17 protein-coding genes are annotated in these 16,726 nt (G+C 62.3%); 11 read left to right on the top strand and 6 right to left on the bottom strand.

The annotated features are described in order from the left end of the window. Positions 1-11 precede the first annotated feature (11 nt). Positions 12-713 carry a FadR/GntR family transcriptional regulator gene (locus AC1D3C_RS03940; RefSeq protein ID WP_477481953.1) on the bottom strand — a complete coding sequence of 234 codons (702 nt, stop codon included), beginning with the start codon at positions 711-713 and terminating at the stop codon, positions 12-14. A gap of 279 nt (positions 714-992) precedes the next feature. On the opposite strand from AC1D3C_RS03940, the gene AC1D3C_RS03935 reads away from it, so the two are divergent. From AC1D3C_RS03935 to AC1D3C_RS03895, 9 genes are all read left to right on the top strand, one after another. Next, positions 993-2,558: a sugar ABC transporter ATP-binding protein gene (locus AC1D3C_RS03935; protein WP_477482008.1), complete on the top strand. Its 1,566-nt coding sequence runs from the start codon at positions 993-995 to the stop codon at positions 2,556-2,558. 9 nt (positions 2,559-2,567) lie between these two features. After that, positions 2,568-3,596 carry an ABC transporter permease gene (locus tag AC1D3C_RS03930; protein WP_477481952.1) on the top strand — a complete coding sequence of 343 codons (1,029 nt, stop codon included), beginning with the start codon at positions 2,568-2,570 and terminating at the stop codon, positions 3,594-3,596. 97 nt (positions 3,597-3,693) lie between these two features. Next, a complete protein-coding gene (locus AC1D3C_RS03925) occupies positions 3,694-4,635 on the top strand; it encodes an ABC transporter substrate-binding protein (RefSeq protein WP_040124508.1) in 942 nt (313 codons plus the stop codon). 74 nt (positions 4,636-4,709) lie between these two features. Continuing rightward, complete coding sequence (locus AC1D3C_RS03920; RefSeq protein ID WP_477481951.1) at positions 4,710-5,723, top strand: aldo/keto reductase; 1,014 nt, start codon at positions 4,710-4,712, stop codon at positions 5,721-5,723. Positions 5,724-5,726: 3 nt separating this feature from the next. Then, the gene (locus tag AC1D3C_RS03915; protein ID WP_477481950.1) at positions 5,727-6,545 is read left to right on the top strand and encodes an amidohydrolase family protein; all 819 of its coding nucleotides are present in this window, start codon (positions 5,727-5,729) and stop codon (positions 6,543-6,545) included. 4 nt (positions 6,546-6,549) lie between these two features. After that, a complete protein-coding gene (locus AC1D3C_RS03910) occupies positions 6,550-7,557 on the top strand; it encodes a zinc-binding alcohol dehydrogenase family protein (protein WP_477481949.1) in 1,008 nt (335 codons plus the stop codon). A gap of 11 nt (positions 7,558-7,568) precedes the next feature. Continuing rightward, complete coding sequence (locus AC1D3C_RS03905; protein ID WP_247137278.1) at positions 7,569-7,898, top strand: L-rhamnose mutarotase; 330 nt, start codon at positions 7,569-7,571, stop codon at positions 7,896-7,898. A 50-nt stretch (positions 7,899-7,948) separates the two neighbouring features. Continuing rightward, positions 7,949-8,683 carry an SDR family oxidoreductase gene (locus AC1D3C_RS03900; RefSeq protein ID WP_247137270.1) on the top strand — a complete coding sequence of 245 codons (735 nt, stop codon included), beginning with the start codon at positions 7,949-7,951 and terminating at the stop codon, positions 8,681-8,683. Between the two features lie 17 nt (positions 8,684-8,700). Continuing rightward, complete coding sequence (locus tag AC1D3C_RS03895) at positions 8,701-9,978, top strand: L-fuconate dehydratase (RefSeq protein ID WP_477481948.1); 1,278 nt, start codon at positions 8,701-8,703, stop codon at positions 9,976-9,978. On the opposite strand, the gene AC1D3C_RS03890 is transcribed toward AC1D3C_RS03895, so the two are convergent. Continuing rightward, positions 9,975-11,396, bottom strand: coding sequence for a mannitol dehydrogenase family protein (locus tag AC1D3C_RS03890; protein WP_477481947.1), 1,422 nt, complete (start codon positions 11,394-11,396; stop codon positions 9,975-9,977). The genes AC1D3C_RS03895 and AC1D3C_RS03890 overlap by 4 nt on opposite strands. 203 nt (positions 11,397-11,599) lie before the next feature. On the opposite strand from AC1D3C_RS03890, the gene AC1D3C_RS03885 reads away from it, so the two are divergent. Continuing rightward, positions 11,600-12,883 carry a cystathionine gamma-synthase family protein gene (locus tag AC1D3C_RS03885; RefSeq protein ID WP_477481946.1) on the top strand — a complete coding sequence of 428 codons (1,284 nt, stop codon included), beginning with the start codon at positions 11,600-11,602 and terminating at the stop codon, positions 12,881-12,883. 46 nt (positions 12,884-12,929) lie between these two features. Here AC1D3C_RS03885 and AC1D3C_RS03880 read toward each other — a convergent pair whose 3' ends face one another. The 3 genes from AC1D3C_RS03880 to AC1D3C_RS03870 form a co-directional block, all read right to left on the bottom strand. Beyond that, entirely contained in the window at positions 12,930-13,322 is a 393-nt protein-coding gene (locus AC1D3C_RS03880) for a hypothetical protein (RefSeq protein WP_477481945.1), read from the bottom strand. An 898-nt stretch (positions 13,323-14,220) separates the two neighbouring features. Further along, a complete protein-coding gene (locus tag AC1D3C_RS03875) occupies positions 14,221-14,784 on the bottom strand; it encodes a YdeI/OmpD-associated family protein (RefSeq protein ID WP_477481944.1) in 564 nt (187 codons plus the stop codon). Positions 14,785-14,892: 108 nt separating this feature from the next. Then, positions 14,893-15,222: a hypothetical protein gene (locus AC1D3C_RS03870; RefSeq protein WP_477481943.1), complete on the bottom strand. Its 330-nt coding sequence runs from the start codon at positions 15,220-15,222 to the stop codon at positions 14,893-14,895. Between the two features lie 369 nt (positions 15,223-15,591). On the opposite strand from AC1D3C_RS03870, the gene AC1D3C_RS03865 reads away from it, so the two are divergent. After that, positions 15,592-15,882, top strand: a complete 291-nt coding sequence (locus AC1D3C_RS03865; protein ID WP_477481942.1) for a GIY-YIG nuclease family protein — start codon at positions 15,592-15,594, stop codon at positions 15,880-15,882. A gap of 200 nt (positions 15,883-16,082) precedes the next feature. On the opposite strand, the gene AC1D3C_RS03860 is transcribed toward AC1D3C_RS03865, so the two are convergent. Then, positions 16,083-16,715: a hypothetical protein gene (locus AC1D3C_RS03860; protein WP_477481941.1), complete on the bottom strand. Its 633-nt coding sequence runs from the start codon at positions 16,713-16,715 to the stop codon at positions 16,083-16,085. Between the last annotated feature and the right edge of the window lie 11 nt (positions 16,716-16,726).

Here is a 16,726-nt window from a genome sequence, read left to right as displayed (position 1 = left end):
CCGCAGGAATATCACCGTGTCTCGTGATTCATCCAGCGTTGTTTCGATTCCTCCAGATGTGCATGCATCATCGCCTGGGCGAGAAGCGGATTGCGCGCCTCCAGCGCCGCATAGATCGCCTCGTGCTCGCTCAACGCAAGCCCCCAGGTTTCCGGTGATTCGAACCGCGCCCGGATCTGGGCCGACATCGGGCTGTGGCGCTCGTCGAACAGGTCTCCGACAATATGCGCCAGCACCGAATTGCCCGACTGGCTGGCGATGGTCAGATGGAAAAGCCGGTCAAGGTCGAGTGCCTTGCGCCCTTCGGCGATCTCGGTGCGCATCTGGTCGAGCGTCTGGCGCAGCGATCGCAATGTCTCCGGCGTGATCCGTGCCGACGTCAGCAGGATGACCGCGCCTTCGACGGCAGCTCGTGCCTGCATCAGTTCGAGCGGGCTTTCGCCCATCGAGCCGCTTTGCCATGGCCGACGATCCGGCTCGGCCGTCACGTAGATGCCGGACCCCATTCGGATTTCAACGCTTCCGTCGATTTCGAGCGCGATCAGTGCTTCACGCAAGGAGGGGCGTGAAACACCAAGCTGCTGGGCAAGCTCCCGCTCGGCCGGCAGGCGTGCGCCGGCCGAAAACTGGCCGCCCTGGATCAGCACCCGGATCTGGTCGGCAATCTGCTGATACAGCCGCCGCGGTTCTGCCGTCTTGATGGGTCCGTTCATGAATTTCGTCGTCCTGACAATGTGGCCTTACCATATCAGCCAGCAGGAAGAGAGCAACAAACAAATTTCATTCGTTGATTTATCATTCTTTTTCGCTTCCAGATACATTTCCCCCTCACTGCCTTCAGTCTGCTTCCGCTTTCTAAAAAAATTGGCTTGACCACTTCCGTGCTCGGGTTTACCCATTATCAACGCCGGAGGGAGGAGCCGCCGGCGAATGGGGCCGAACAGCCCGAGGAGGCAAATTTGGAAAATCGTCCGGCCGAGCTTGGGCAGACTATGCATGGCGCCGCCATGTCGCCGGGCCGTGCCGCGTCGGCCTCGACGAACCAGCCTCTGCTCCGCCTCGACGATATCAGCAAGGACTTCCCGGGCGTCAAAGCGCTCACCAACGTCCATTTCGACCTCCGCCGCGGTGAAGTTCATGCGGTCTGCGGAGAAAACGGCGCAGGCAAATCAACGCTGATGAAGATCGTCAGCGGCGTCTACCAGCCGAGTTCAGGCACGATCACCTATAAGGGCGAGGAACGGCATTTCTCCTCGACGCGGGAATCGGAAGCCGCCGGCATCGCCATCATCCACCAGGAACTCAACCTGGTGCCGCACCTGACGGTGGCGGAAAACATCTATCTTGCCCGCGAGCCGCGCCGTGGTTTCCTCGGAGGAAGCTTTCTCGTCGACCGCAAGAAGCTGCGGGCCGATGCCAAGCGCTGCCTCGACCGGCTCGGGGTCGACATCAATCCGGATCGTCCGGTGCGGGGCCTGTCCGTCGCCCAGTGCCAGATGGTCGAGATCGCCAAGGCGCTGTCTCTAGACGCCGAAGTGCTGATCATGGACGAACCGACCTCGTCGCTGACCGAGCAGGAGACGCGGCTGCTGTTCAAGGTCATCCGCGACCTCAAGGCGTCGGGCGTCGGCATCGTCTATATCTCGCATAGGCTCGACGAAATGTCCGAGATCGTCGACCGCGTCACGGTGCTGCGCGACGGCCGCTACATCTCGACCGACGATTTTGCGGCCACCAGCGTCGACGCGATCGTCTCGAAAATGGTCGGCCGGTCGCTGGAGGAGAAGTTTCCGGAGCGGACGTCGGTTCCGAGCGACGAGGTCATCTTCTCGGCGCAAGGCCTTTCGCGCACCGGCGTCTTCCGCGACATTTCCTTCACGCTGCGCCGCGGCGAAATCCTCGGCTTTGCCGGGCTGATGGGCGCCGGACGCACGGAAGTGGCGCGCGCCGTCTTCGGGGCCGATCCGCTCGATACCGGCACGGTCACCCTGCATGGCCATACGCTCACCATCACCTCGCCGCGCGACGCGATCGCTGCCGGCATCGCCTATCTGTCCGAAGACCGCAAGGCGCAGGGGCTGGCGGTCAAGATGCCGGTCGATGCCAACATGACGCTCGCCAACATGGCTGCCGTCTCGAACCGTTTCGGGCTGATCGACTTTGCCAAACATGCCCGGGCGACGAAAGAATATATCGATCTCCTGAACATCCGCACGCCCTCGATCAAGCAGCCGGTGCGGCTGCTTTCGGGCGGCAACCAGCAGAAGATCATCATCGGCAAGTGGCTGTTCCGGAAGTCGAGAATACTGTTCTTCGACGAACCGACCCGGGGTATCGACGTGGGCGCCAAGCTCGCGATCTACCGGATCATGGACGAGCTTGCGGCAAACGGCATCGGCGTCGTGCTGATCAGTTCCGAGCTTCCGGAAATTCTCGGCATGACCGACCGCGTCGCCGTCTTCCATCAGGGCCGCATCACCGGCGTGCTGGAGACTGCGAAAACCGACCAGGAAGAGATCATGCGATACGCCTCCGGCTACGCTCGGTCGGCAGGATGAGGGCATAACATGGCTGAAATTATCGAAGTTGCGAAACAGAAGAGCGGCACGTTCAGCGACCGCCAGAAGGATATCATCCAGAAATTCGCCGCGCTCGGCAGCCTGTTCGTGCTGATCGGCGTGTTTTCGGCGACCAGCAGCGCCTTCTTCACCATCGACAACGGCATGACGGTGGCGCTTCAGGTGACCTCGATCGCCTTCCTTGGCATCGGCGCCACCTGCGTCATCATCACCGGCGGCATCGACCTGTCGGTCGGCTCGGTGCTGGCGCTTTCCGGGGTGGTCGCGGCGCTGGCGGTCAAGGATCTCGGAACGCCCGTCTGGCTCGGCATGATCTGCGGCATTCTCACCGGCTCGGCCTGTGGTTTGATCAACGCCATTCTCGTCACCAAGATGAAGCTGCCGCCGTTCATCGCCACGCTCGGCATGATGATGATCGCCCGCGGCGTGGCGCTGCAGATCACCGGGGCACGGGCTGTCTCGGGCCTCGGCGAATCCTTCGGCGAGCTCGGCAACGGCTCGCTCTTCCGGGTCGTCAACATCGGCGCCGACGGTTTTCCGACCATCGTTTTTCCCGGCATCCCCTATCCGGTCATCCTGATGATCGCGATCGCGATCGCCGTCTCCTACATGCTCAACCGCTCGGTGCTTGGCCGGCATATCTATGCGGTCGGCTCGAACGCCGACGCGGCGCGGCTTTCCGGCGTCAACGTCACCCGCATCGTCAGCTTCACCTATGTTCTCTCCGGCACGCTCGCCGGCCTGACCGGCTGCGTGCTGATGTCGCGCCTCGTCACCGCCCAGCCGAACGAGGGCGTGATGTACGAGCTCGACGCGATCGCCAGCGCCGTCATTGGCGGCACGTCGCTGATCGGCGGCGTCGGCACCATTTCCGGAACCGCGATCGGCGCCTTCGTGATCGGCATCCTTCGCAACGGCCTCAACATGAACGGCGTCTCCGCCTTCACGCAGCAGATCATCATCGGCCTCGTCATCCTGGTCACCGTATGGATCGACCAGCTGCGCAACCGCCGCTGAGATAAGGGCACGCGGACCTTTACCCGCGAGACGTCAAGGGAGTGAGGAGCTCTCTAGAAAACCGGCCGTTTCAGGCCAACGAAAAGAGGAGGAAGACATGAAAAAGCTTGCTGCCGCACTGCTGACATCCGTGATCGCACTGACCGCGTTCTCGGCTCAGGCCGGCGAAATCGCCGTTATCGTGAAAACCGTCAATTCCACCTTCTGGCAGAATGTCCAGAAGGGCGCCGATGCCGCCATGAAGGCCGGCGGGGGCAGCAATACCATGACCTTCCAGGGACCGGCTGCGGAATCCGCGATCGCCGACCAGGTCAACATGGTCGAGAACGCCGTCAACCGCAAGGTTTCCGGCATCGTGCTGGCGCCGTCCGATCCGGACGCACTGGTTCCGGCCGTCAAGAAGGCTTGGGAAGCCCGCATCCCGGTCGTCATCGTCGACTCGCTGCTCGCCAAGGGATCCGAGCAGTATTACCAGTCGTTCCTCGCCACCGACAACAAGAAGGCCGGCGAGCTTGCCGCCAAGGCGCTGATCGACAAGGTCGGCAAGGAAGGCAAGATCGCCGTGATGTCCTACGTCGCGGGTGCCGGCTCGGAAATCGGCCGCGTCGGCGGCTTTACCGACTACATCAAGGCGAACTCGAAGCTGACCATCGTCGGACCGTTCTACTCGCAGTCCCAGATGGCGACCGCGCTCAACCAGACGACCGACGTGCTTGCCGCCAATTCCGACCTCAAGGGCATCTTCGGCGCCAACGAGCCGACGGCGATCGGCATGGGCCGCGCGCTGAAACAGTCCGGCAAGGCCGGCAAGGTAGTCGCGATCGGGTTTGACGGAAACCAGGACCTGCAGGAGTTCGTCAAGGACGGCACGCTCACCGCCATCGCGGTGCAGGGTTCGTTCCAGATGGGCGAACTCGGCGTCAAGACCGTGCTCCAGTCGATCAACAAGGAGAAGGTCGAAAAGTTCGTCGATACCGGTGTCGTCGTCGTCACCAAGGACAATATCGACAAACCGGAAGCCAAGAACGTTCTCTACTAACCTTACCCCCAGCGGGCGCGCATCGCGAATGGTGCGCGTCCGTGATCCTATTCCAAAGGACTTCGGACGATCCCATGAATGTCACCGAGCGCCGCAAGCTGCCCCACGCCTCCGTCGAATTGACCCAGATGGGGCTCGGCTGCGCGCAGATGGGCAGTCTCTACCACAAGACCTCCTACGAGGAATCGGCCGGCGCCTTTGGAGCCGCCTGGGAGGCCGGCATCCGTTATTACGATACGGCGCCCTTCTACGGATATACGCGTTCCGAACGGCGGCTCGGCACCATGCTGACGGACCTGCCGCGCGGCGACTTCGTGCTCAGCACCAAGGTCGGCCGGCTCATGCAGCCGGACGAGACGGTCGGCTCGCAGGAAGACGGATATGTCGAGCCGCTGCCCTTCCGGCCGGTCTTCGACTACAGCTACGACGGCATCATGTGGTCCTTCGAGGCAAGCCAGCAGCGGCTCGGCATCCTCAAGCCCGATATTCTCTACATCCACGATATCGGCAGCATGACCCATGGCGACCGGCATCAGCACTACTGGTACCAGCTGACCGCCGGCGGCGGCTTTCGCGCGCTGAAGAAGCTGCGTGAGGAAGGGCTTACCAAGGCGGTCGGCCTCGGCGTCAACGAATGGGAGATCATCCGCGACGCGATGCAGGTCTTCGATATCGACGTCGCCATGCTCGCCGGCCGTTACACGCTGCTCGAACAGCAGAGCCTTTCCTTCATGGACGACTGCGCCAGCCAGGGCGTCGGCATCGTGGTGGCCGGACCGTTCAATTCCGGCCTTCTCGCCGGCAACCGCAAATTCAATTATACTGACGCGCCTGCCGATATTCTCGCCCGCGTCGACGTGTTGCGCGCGGCCTGCGAGGAAGAGGGCGTCAGCCTGCAGGCGGCGGCATTGCAATTCCCCCTCGCCCATCCGGCCGTGGTGACCGTTGTCTCCGGCGCACGCACCGCCGAACAGATCAAGTCGAATGTCGACTGGTTCGGAGAAGAAATTCCGGCCTCCTTCTGGTCACGCCTGAAAGCCCGCGGACTGATCGCCGATGGCGCACCGCTGCCCGGTCAGGGGGGCTAAACCATGCGGATCGACGCGCATCAGCATTTCTGGCGAATTGCCGACCGGGTGGGCCAATGGCCGCCGCCCGAACTGCAGGCGATCCGTCGGGATTTCATGCCCGACGATATGCGCCCGCTTCTCGATGCGGCCGGCGTTGACGGCACGGTGCTGGTGCAGACCATGGAGAGCGAGGCGGACACCACGTTCCTGCTCGATCTCGCCGACAGGACGCCCTTCATCCTCGGCGTGGTCGGATGGACCGATATGAAGGCGCCCGACGCACCGGCAGCCATTGCCCGGCTGGCCCGGCATCCGAAGCTTAAAGGGCTGCGGCCGATGCTGCAGGATATCGCCGACGACCACTGGATCGGCGACCCTGCGCTCGATGCAGCCGTGACAGCCATGCTCGAACACCATCTGGTCTTCGATGCACTGGTGCTGCCGCGCCATCTCGAACCGCTGCTTGCCTTCGCCCGGCGACACCCCGATCTGCCGATCGTCATCGACCACGGTGCCAAACCGCCGATTTCGGAGGGCCGTTTCATCGACTGGTATGCGCGCATGAAAGTGCTCGCCGAACTGCCGAACGTTCATTGCAAGCTTTCCGGCCTGCTGACCGAGGCGGGCGACCAGAAACCCCAGGCGGTACGGCCTTATGCCGAAACCATATTCGACCTGTTCGGCGCTGGGCGGGTCATCTGGGGCAGCGACTGGCCGGTGCTGAGGCTTGCCGGAGATTACCAAGCCTGGCTGGATCAATGCCTCGATATCGTGCCCGCCGACGCTCATGGCGAGGTCTTCGGCGGCAGTGCCCAGCGTTTCTATCGGCTCGGAGCGTAAAATTATGTTGACGATCATCTGCGATGCACCGGGAAAGCTCAGCGCCATCGACCGTCCCAAGCCTCTTCGCGGTGACGGCGAGGTGCTGGTGAAGCTGCGGCGCATCGGCGTCTGCGGTACCGACCTGCATATCTTCACCGGCAACCAGCCCTATCTCTCTTATCCGCGCGTCATGGGTCACGAGCTCGCCGGAACGGTCGAGGAAGCACCGGCCGGCAGTGCGCTTGCGGTCGGCGATACCGTCTCGATCATGCCCTATATCTCCTGCGGCCACTGCCATGCCTGCCTCAAGGGCCGGACCAATTGCTGCCGCAACCTCGGCGTCCTCGGCGTGCATCGCGACGGCGGCATGACCGAATATCTGAGCCTGCCGGAAGCATTCGTGCTGAAGGCCGGCGGCCTTTCGCTCGACCAGGCGGCGATGGTGGAGTTCCTGGCGATCGGCGCCCATGCGGTTGCCCGCGCCAGGATCGAGCCGGGACAGAGCGTTCTGGTCACCGGCGCGGGTCCGATCGGGCTGGCGGTCGCAATCTTCGCGACGCTCGAGGGCGCAGCGGTGACGCTTCTCGACAGCCGTGCGGACAGGCTGGATTTCGCCCGCGACCAGCTTGGGCTCACATCCACGGTTCAACTCGGTCCGGACGACCACGCGCAGCTTTCGGCGCTGACCGGTGGCGACTTCTTCGACGCCGTCTTCGATGCGACGGGCAATCCGAAAGCCATCGAACGCGGCTTCGGTTTCGTCGCCCATGGCGGCACCTACGTCCTGGTCTCGATCGTTTCGAGCGACATTACTTTCTCCGATCCGGAGTTCCACAAGCGCGAGACGACGCTGCTTGGCAGCCGCAATGCGACGGCCGTGGATTTCGAGCGGGTGATGCAGGTCATGCGCGAGGACAAGATCCCCGCAGCCCTGATCACTCATAGAATGATGCTGTCGGAAGTGCCGGAACGTTTTGCAGGACTGACCGATCCGGCGGCCGGCGTCGTCAAGGCGCTGGTGGAAGTCTAGAGGAGGCGATGATGCAGCGAATGGGCATGGTGATCGGCATCGAGCCGCAGATGATCGCGGAATACAAGCGCCTGCACGCCGCCGTCTGGCCGGAAGTGCTCGCCCTCATCAGCCGTGCCAACATCAGGAACTACACGATCTTCCTGCGCGAGCCGGAAAACCTGCTGTTCGGAACCTGGGAATATCATGGCAGCGATTTCGAAGCCGACATGGCGAAAATAGCCGCCGACCCTAAGAATCAGGAATGGTGGTCGCTGACCATCCCTTGCCAAAAGCCGCTCGATAGCCGCAAGCAAGGTGAGTGGTGGGCGATGATGGAAGAGGTCTTTCATCTGGATTGAGGATTTCCTCAATCAGACTGACGGCCGGCCGGATAATTCGAGGATAAGACATGACGATCAGACTTGATGGAAAAACCGCATTCGTGACCGCCGCAGGCCAGGGCATCGGCCGGGCAGCGGCGCTCGCCTTTGCAGAAGCCGGCGCGACGGTCCATGCGACCGATATCAACGAAAGCCTGCTGGCTGCTCTGCCGAAACTCGACAATCTGAAGACGGCAAGGCTCGACGTGCTCGACAACGCGGCGATCGTCGCCTGTGTCGAGCGCATCGGCACGGTCGACATCCTCTTCAACTGCGCCGGCTTCGTCCATGGGGGCTCGATCCTCGATATGAAGGACAGCGATTTCGACTTCGCCCTCGACCTCAACGTCAGAGCGATGATCCGTACCATCCGGGCGGTGCTACCGGGCATGCTTGCGAAGAAGGACGGCGCGATCATCAACATGTCGTCCGTCGCTTCCAGCATCAAGGGCGTGCCTAACCGCTTCGCCTATGGCGTCACCAAGGCGGCCGTGATCGGGCTCACAAAATCCGTCGCCGCCGATTATGTGACCGACGGCATCCGCTGCAACGCCATCTGCCCGGGCACCGTCGAAAGCCCTTCGCTGCAGGACCGCATGCGGGCCCAAGGCAATTACGACGAGGCCCGCGCCGCCTTCATCGCCCGCCAGCCGATGGGCCGGCTCGGCACACCGGAAGAAATCGCCGAGCTCGCCCTCTACCTCGCCGGCGCCACCTATACGTCAGGCCAGGCTTACGCCATCGACGGCGGCTGGACCATCTGAGGCAATACGAGAGAACCATGACCCGCATCACCGATCTCCGCGTCTTCGACCTTCGTTTCCCCACATCGCAGAGCCTTGACGGCTCCGACGCGATGAATCCGGACCCGGATTATTCGGCGGCCTATGTCATCCTCGATACCGATAGCGGAGAGCTTGCCGGCCACGGCCTGACCTTCACGATCGGGCGGGGCAACGACATCTGCTGCATGGCGATCAAGGCGATGCGGCACCTGGTGGTCGGACAGGAACTCGAAACCTTCGCCAAGGCGCCCGGAAAGTTCTGGCGGCATCTGACCAGTGACAGCCAGCTGCGCTGGATCGGGCCGGACAAGGGCGCCATCCACCTCGCCACCGGCGCGGTCGTCAACGCCTTCTGGGATCTGCTCGCCAAGCAGAAGGGCAAGCCGGTCTGGCAGCTGGTTGCGGAGATGTCGGCGGAAGAGATCGCCGATATCGTCGATTACCGTTACCTGACCGACGTGCTGTCGCGCGAGGATGCGCTGGCGATCCTGAAACGGGCAGAAGCGGGCAAGGCAGAGCGCATCGAGGTGCTGAAGCGCGAGGGTTATGCCTGCTACACGACGTCGGCCGGTTGGCTCGGTTATCCGGAAGAGAAGCTCCGCCGGCTCTGCAGGCAAGCCGTCGATGCCGGCTTCAATCATGTGAAGATGAAGGTCGGGCGCGATCTTGAAGACGATATCAGGCGCCTGACCATCGCCCGTGAGGTAATCGGCCCCGACCGTTACCTGATGATCGATGCAAACCAGGTCTGGGAAGTCGGCCAGGCGATCGACTGGGTCAACAAACTTGCCTTTGCAAAGCCCTTCTTCATCGAGGAGCCGACAAGCCCCGACGACATTGCCGGCCACCGAAAAATCCGCGAGGCGATCGGTCCGGTAAAAGTCGCGACCGGCGAAATGTGCCAGAACCGCATCATGTTCAAGCAGTTCATCGCCGAAGGCGCGATCGACATCGTGCAGATCGATTCATGCCGCATGGGCGGCCTGAACGAGGTGCTGGCGGTGTTGCTGGTCGCCGCGAAATACGGCCTTCCTGTCTGGCCGCATGCCGGCGGCGTTGGTCTCTGCGAATATGTGCAGCATCTGTCGATGATCGACTACATCGCCGTATCCGGCACCAAGGAAGGCCGGGTGATCGAATATGTCGACCATCTGCACGAGCATTTCGTCGAGCCCTGCATCATCGAAAACGCGGCCTATATGCCGCCGGTGCGGCCCGGCTTCTCGATCGAGATGAAACCGCAATCGATCGCCGACTACACGTTTCGAGGCTAGAGTTTTTCAAGCTCTGCATTCACCCGCGCACGCCAAGCGCTATTCTCCGTGAGAGCCTGGGGGAACAGGCCCGCAATTGCGAAGAAGGGTGCCGACGGATCGTCCGCCGTCATCCCGGCGGCGGCAACCTTGAGCTCGGTCGCGCGTGGATCGTTGATCTCCGCGGTCTTGCAAACATAGGCGATCCAGAGAGCCACAACGTAAGCTGCAGACGACGCATCTCCACCATTCGCCAAGGCTTCCACTGCACCTGCGAAAATGCGCTGCGGCAGCTTCTGGGTGCCGTCCATGGCGATCTGCTGCGTCTTGTGAGCGATCGTCGGATTCTTGAAGCGCTCGATCAGCTGGTCCATATAGCCGTCGAGATCGATGCCCGGCACCGGATCGAGCGTCTTCACCGCCTCCGCCATGTGGCGGCGCACCAGTGCCCGGTATTCCGGCACGGCCATGACGTCGCGGACGAAGGTGAGGTCTTTCAGCTGGCCGAGATAGGCGACCAGCGAATGGGAACCGTTGAGCAGCCGCAGCTTCATCTTCTCATAGGGCTCGACATCGTCGACGAAAAGCGCGCCGCCGGCTTCCCATTTCGGCCGGCCGGCAAGAAAATGGTCTTCGACCACCCATTGCATGAAGGGCTCGGTGCTGAGCGCCAGCCTGTCTTCGGCGCCGATCAGCTTTTCCGCAAGGGCACGGGTTACGTCGGTCGTGGCCGGCACGATGCGGTCGACCATGCTGGACGGAAACGCGCCATGGCCGGCGATCCAGTTGGCGAGCGCCGGATCGCGGGCACCCGCCATCTCGATCACCAGTTTGCGGACGATGCGGCCGTTGGTCGGCAGGTTGTCGCAGCAGAGCACCGTGAAGGGCAGCAAACCGGCGGCATGGCGGCGCGAAAAACCTTCGACCAGGTAACCGATGACGCCGGTCGGCGATGTCGGATCGGCAAGATCGGCCTTGACCGACGGATGGTTGCGATCGAGACCGCCCGAGGCCGGATCGATGCCATAGGCCTTTTCGGTGACGGTGATGGTGACGATCCGGATCGCCGGATCGGCCAGCAGCGCCAGGATTTCCGCCCGGTCCTCGGTGCCGGAAAGGCCCTTGGTGACCGAGCCGACGACCTGGGCCCTATCTCCGGCAGCGCTGCTGGCGACAACCGAATATAACCCGTCCTGTGCCGCCAGATCCCGGACGATATCGACCGAACGTAAGCTGACGCCGACAATCCCCCAATCGCCGAACTCCGCGGCGAGCGCCGCATCGGTATAAACCGCCTGATGGGCGCGGTGGAACGCGCCGAGGCCGATATGCAGGATACCGGGCTTCAGAAGGGCTCTGTCGTAACCGGGTGCTGCGACATCTGCTGGAAGTTCGGTGGAGGCGGAAAGGCGTGGCATTTTGATCATGATGCCCGGCATGAGCGGACATCCTCCCTTGATTGACGGAGAAGTGATAGCCTTGCCGAAGCGCACGGGTCAACGGCAGACTTGGGACGTTCGCAGCCGCATCGCCCGATGCCGCACCGACCATCCGGCTTTCGCAGATAACGCCCCTTGGCGGCGGTTTTTCCGATATTATCTCCGGTCATGGCATCCGCTTTTTTCACGCCAGGAGACCGACCATGACCGCCCCGCATCCTTCGAAGACGCATATCGGCAATCACAAGCTCCATCCCGAAACGCAGATGCTGAACTACGGCTACGACCCGGAGCTTTCCGAGGGCGCGGTCAAGCCGCCGGTCTTCCTCACCTCCACCTTCGTGTTCAAATCCGCCGAGGAGGGCCGCGACTTCTTCGACTTCGTTTCCGGCCGCCGCGAGCCGCCGGCCGGCACCGGGGCGGGGCTGGTCTACTCGCGCTTCAACCACCCCAACAGCGAGATCGTCGAGGACCGGCTGGCGGTCTATGAGCGCACCGAGAGCTGCGTGCTGTTTTCGTCCGGCATGTCGGCGATCGCCACGACGCTGATGGCGTTCGTGCGGCCCGGCGACTGCGTGCTGCATTCGCAGCCGCTCTACGGCGGCACGGAAACGCTGCTTGCGAAAACCTTCCTCAACATGGGGGTGGCAGCAGTCGGCTTCGCGGATGGGGTCGACGAGGCGCTGGTGACGGCTGCGGCCGAGGAGGCGATGGGCAAGGGGCGGGTTTCGGTGATCCTGATCGAGACGCCGGCGAACCCGACCAACAGCCTGGTGGACGTGGCGATGATGCGGCGGGTGGCGGATGCCATCGGCGAAAAACAGGGGCATCGGCCGGTGATCGCCTGCGACAACACGCTGCTCGGCCCGGTCTTCCAGCGACCGATCGAGCATGGAGCGGATATCTCGCTCTATTCGCTGACCAAATATGTCGGCGGCCATTCGGACCTGATCGCCGGCGCCGCCCTCGGCTCCAAGGCGGTGATGAAACAGGTGAAGGCGCTGCGCGGGGCGATCGGCACGCAGCTCGATCCGCATTCCTGCTGGATGCTCGGCCGCAGCCTGGAAACGCTGTCGATCCGCATGGAAAAGGCCAATACCAACGCGCTCGCCGTCGCCGATTTCCTGCGCGGGCACCCAAATGTCGAAAAGATCCACTACCTGCCCTATCACGACCCGTCCTCGCCGGTGGGACAGGTGTTTGCGGCGCAGTGCACGGGCGGAGGCTCGACCTTTTCCTTCGACATCAGGGGCGGCCAGCCCGCTTCGTTCCGGTTTTTGAACGCGCTGCAGATCTTCAAGCTGGCGGTGAGCCTCGGGGGCACGGAATCGCTTGCCAGCCACCCGGCGACCATGACCCACTCCGGCGTGCCGGCCGAGGTGCGCCAGAGGATCGGCGTGCTCGATTCAACCATCCGCCTGTCGATCGGCATCGAGCACCCGGACGACCTGATCGCCGACCTGACGATCGCGCTCGACAAGGCGTGAGCGGGCCGACGATCGCGCCGCCGGGAACCGGCCGGCATCGGGGCCGTCATTCGTCCTCCTCTCCGGTTTTCCGGCGGCCGTCGTATTTCGGCTCGTCGTCGTCCGCGCCGCCGAGCCGCCTCATACCCGCCAGCACCTCCTGCTGACGCGCACCGCCAGGGCCGACACAGGGCGGGAAGCTGTCTTGGTAACCCGGATTGGCGCGATATTGCGCTTCTGTGAGAAACCCTCTGCAGGCCTTGGCCCGGCGGCAGGAAGAAAGGTCGCAGGTCTTCCAGAAGCCGAGATAGGTCGTGAAATACTGGGTGAACTTCTGGAGCTCGTGGGATTTCCGGCGTGGCGGCAACGCGCTGAACTCGCCCCAGGTCAGCCCGGGCAGATAGGGCTCCCTGTCCTCTTCCTCCATGAGGCGGCGGCACTCTTCTTCGCTTCTCGCCATCGTTCCTTTCTCCCTGATCCTTCTCTTCCGACGCGGTCCCGGACATCGGGCCGTCGCGCCCTTTGCTGCAACCGCTCCAAAGACGCATGCTTTCGTCCACGCGACCGTTTCCGGCTCCCGTGTTCGGTTCCGATCTTCCCGTTCCGGCGAACCGGCATGCCCTTGCGTCCTGTCGGAGAGCCCACACGAATGCGGAACCTCGATTGATTTTTTGAATGGTGGCTCCGCATTCGCGTGGCCTTCGGCGTCTTGTCGGGGCTTCCGGCCCCTACAGGTGATCATCTCGCCTCGCTGCGTGGCTTCGTTCGCGCCCATCCTTTCGGGACAGGCCTGCCACTTGCACGGCTCAACCGAACCGGACATGGCTGTCCGGGGGAGGCTTGATAGGAAGGCTTGCCTTTCAGCCCACCCTCCATGGCTTTCACCTCTTCCACCTTTCCCGCACGTTACGGTTCCGATGAAAGCGCCGGCTCCCGCCTGCCCGCGAACGTCTCGCGAAACACTCCGGCGACGGAAGCGGGAGGATTGTAGGCATGGTGGTGAGGGGCGGGGATGAACAATCGGGCAAGTTATTGAAAATGCCGGAAGGAGGCAGCTGTTTGTCCTCGGGTAAGGCATCAGCGTGACGATGTTGAAGGGTGTGCCGTGGGATACCCCCCTCTGCCCTGCCGGGCATCTCCCCCACAGGGGCAGGGCTTACGCGAGGAGCCCCTCCCCCTTGTGGGGAGGGGTTGGGGAGGGGATTTCACCCAGTATAAAAACCCCGCCCGCCTGCCGGCCACCCTCCCCACAAGGGGGAGGGTTAGGGACGACGCACCGCCTCGCATCCCATTTGTGATCCCCCTTGAGGGGGAGATGTCCGGCAGGACAGAGGGGGGTATCTCGGTAGAAACCGCCTCTATTTGTCTACCGCCAGCTTCCCCACCGCCTTCGCCACCCGCGCGGCCCGAACCTCCGGCGTGGTCGCCTTCAACAGCGGAAGCACCACCGCATACTGGCCGGTCTTGTCGAGCTTTTCGAAGGCAGCGCCGGCGGCGGCATTTTCAGCGAGCGCGGCCATCAGGTCGTCCGGCAGGCCGGCTTCGCGCTGCGGCGCGTAGGCGACCGCCCAGCGCCCGTCGGCCTTGGCCGCCTCGACTTCTGCCAGCCCCGCCGGCCGCATCCGCCCGGCCTGCGTCAGTGCCGCCACCCGATCGACATTGAGCTTCGACCACGGGCTTTTGGTGCGGCGCGGCGAATACCGCTGCAGATAGGAGGTGGCGTCGAAGCCCTTGCGCTGGCTGTCGATCCAGCCATGGCAGAGCGCCACATCCAGCGCCTCGTCGATGGTGATCAGGGTCCGCTTCGGGTTCTTCTTGCCGATCTGCAGCCAGACGCCGGACGAGGTGGCATGGTGGGCGGAGAGCCAGGAGGCCCAATCCGCGGGATCGGTGAAGACGAGGGCTTCGGTGGCAAGGTCCATGGGCGGCTCCCGGTTGGCGAACTGCCGATCCAGTTGGTGGCTATCGCTCGTTGCGTTGCCAGGATCGGCGAGTGGCCGCCGGATGAAAAGCTCCGGCGCCTGGCGCGATCAGTGGTAGCCGAGCGACTTCAAGGTCATGTCCATCCAGAAGAAGCCCGCGGTCGCGGCCACAGCGACGATCGCAAACAAGATCCACCCTGCCGTCGTCAACGTGCTGCGCTCGACATCGCGATAGGGATAACGGTTGCCGGTGAAGAGCAGATAGAGACCGAAAACCGCGCAGACCGCCAGCAGAACGACGACGCGCGGCATCCACGCGACGGTGTCGGCGCCCAACTCCGCCTGCTGAAGCGGCTGCCATATGGCCGACCACCCCACGGCCGCCCCGATAACCAGGACCAGCAACCCGCCCAGACGATATTTTACCGCTTCAAACATGACCCCTCCTGCAACCTGAGCTTGATGAATGCCAGGGAAGATAGAAGGAAAAACGGGATTGGGGAAGCGGGGTGGGTGGGGGAAATTGCGGAGGTGGCTTGAGCAACCCGATGGCGTGAGTGGCGGCCGGAGCGGGAGCGCCGGCGAGCAGTGTTCTGGCGGAACGGGGGGTGGATCCTCGGGTTAAACCCGAGGATGACGGGGTTGGAGGTGGTGCCACGGGTGCGAAACAACACCAGTAAAACATTTCAGCGTAGCTTCGGACCTCTGCTCTCCCCGTCTCGGTCGTCATCCTCGGGCTCGACCCGAGGATCCACCCCCGCAAACGCCCGGATTGACGACACCACACAACCATCCCATCATGCTCGCATGGCGGGATATGTCTACATCGTCACCAACCACAAGCACGGCACGCTTTATATCGGCGTGACCTCCGATCTCGCCAATCGCATCTACGAACACCGCGAGGAACATCATCCCGGCTTCACCTCGAAATACGGCTGCAAACGGCTGGTTTGGTACGAAGCCCACGACAATATCGTCAGCGCCATTCAGCGGGAGAAATCACTCAAGCGCTGGTATCGGCAATGGAAGATCGAGCTGATCGAGAAGCTGAACCCCGAGTGGCGGGATTTGTACGAGGAGCTGGGAGGATGGTAAGTCGGCGGGTGCGGCATGGATCCTCGGGTCAAGCCCGAGGATGACGATGTTGACGGTGGTGCCGGGATGCGAGACAGCACCGGGGATACACTCTCATCGTTTCTCTGGGCACCCAAACTTCCCCTCCCGGTCGTCATCCTCGGGCTTGACCCGAGGATCCATCTTCGCAAACTCCAAGATTGACGGCACCCAACGACAAGTTATATTTGAGAGGAAAGAGTTTTTAGAAAGTATTCCCGCAGTTTAGACATTTCAACCGAAGTCAAGTGGCGGCTTATTATCTTCCTTGCTTCAGTCAAAAGCTTTCTATCGATATTCTCGGGGATGCGATGATTTTCCTGATTATAAGAATTTGCATCCAAAAGTTCACCACTATCCAAATCTGCCAAAATTGAATCGACGGCGTTCTGATATTGCTCGTCCGTTATGGGGGGGCCGTTTTTGGTTGCAAGCGTCCAACCTGCCCTTCCATTAGATTGAAAAAGCTCTGAATTGGATAGCATAGCGCTTAAATTGTTGACGGGATCTTTCCCACCAATCTCGCCCCCATGCATCTCAATGTGATTGTAAATGTCTCTAGTAGCAGTCGGACCATTTCTATTTCTAAGATACAATTCAGCCAATTCGATGGCTTTTGCACGGCCCTCTGACTGCTGCCGGGTTACCGTTCTCGGTATCTCGGGGGCAACGACTCTCTCCCTAGCCACGCCAGTTGAGTCGTACAAAGAGAGAACCTGCTTTAGGCTTTTTAATTTTATGTATCTAGGATCAGCATCCAGTTCCCGCTCTATACCTTCAATTTCCCGCTGCAGAGCTTCGAAAAAGTCGCTCATGTTTTTCTTCC

It is taken from the genome of Neorhizobium sp. P1_A6 (assembly GCF_056406795.1).
This window is presented reverse-complemented; position numbering and strand designations above follow the sequence as displayed.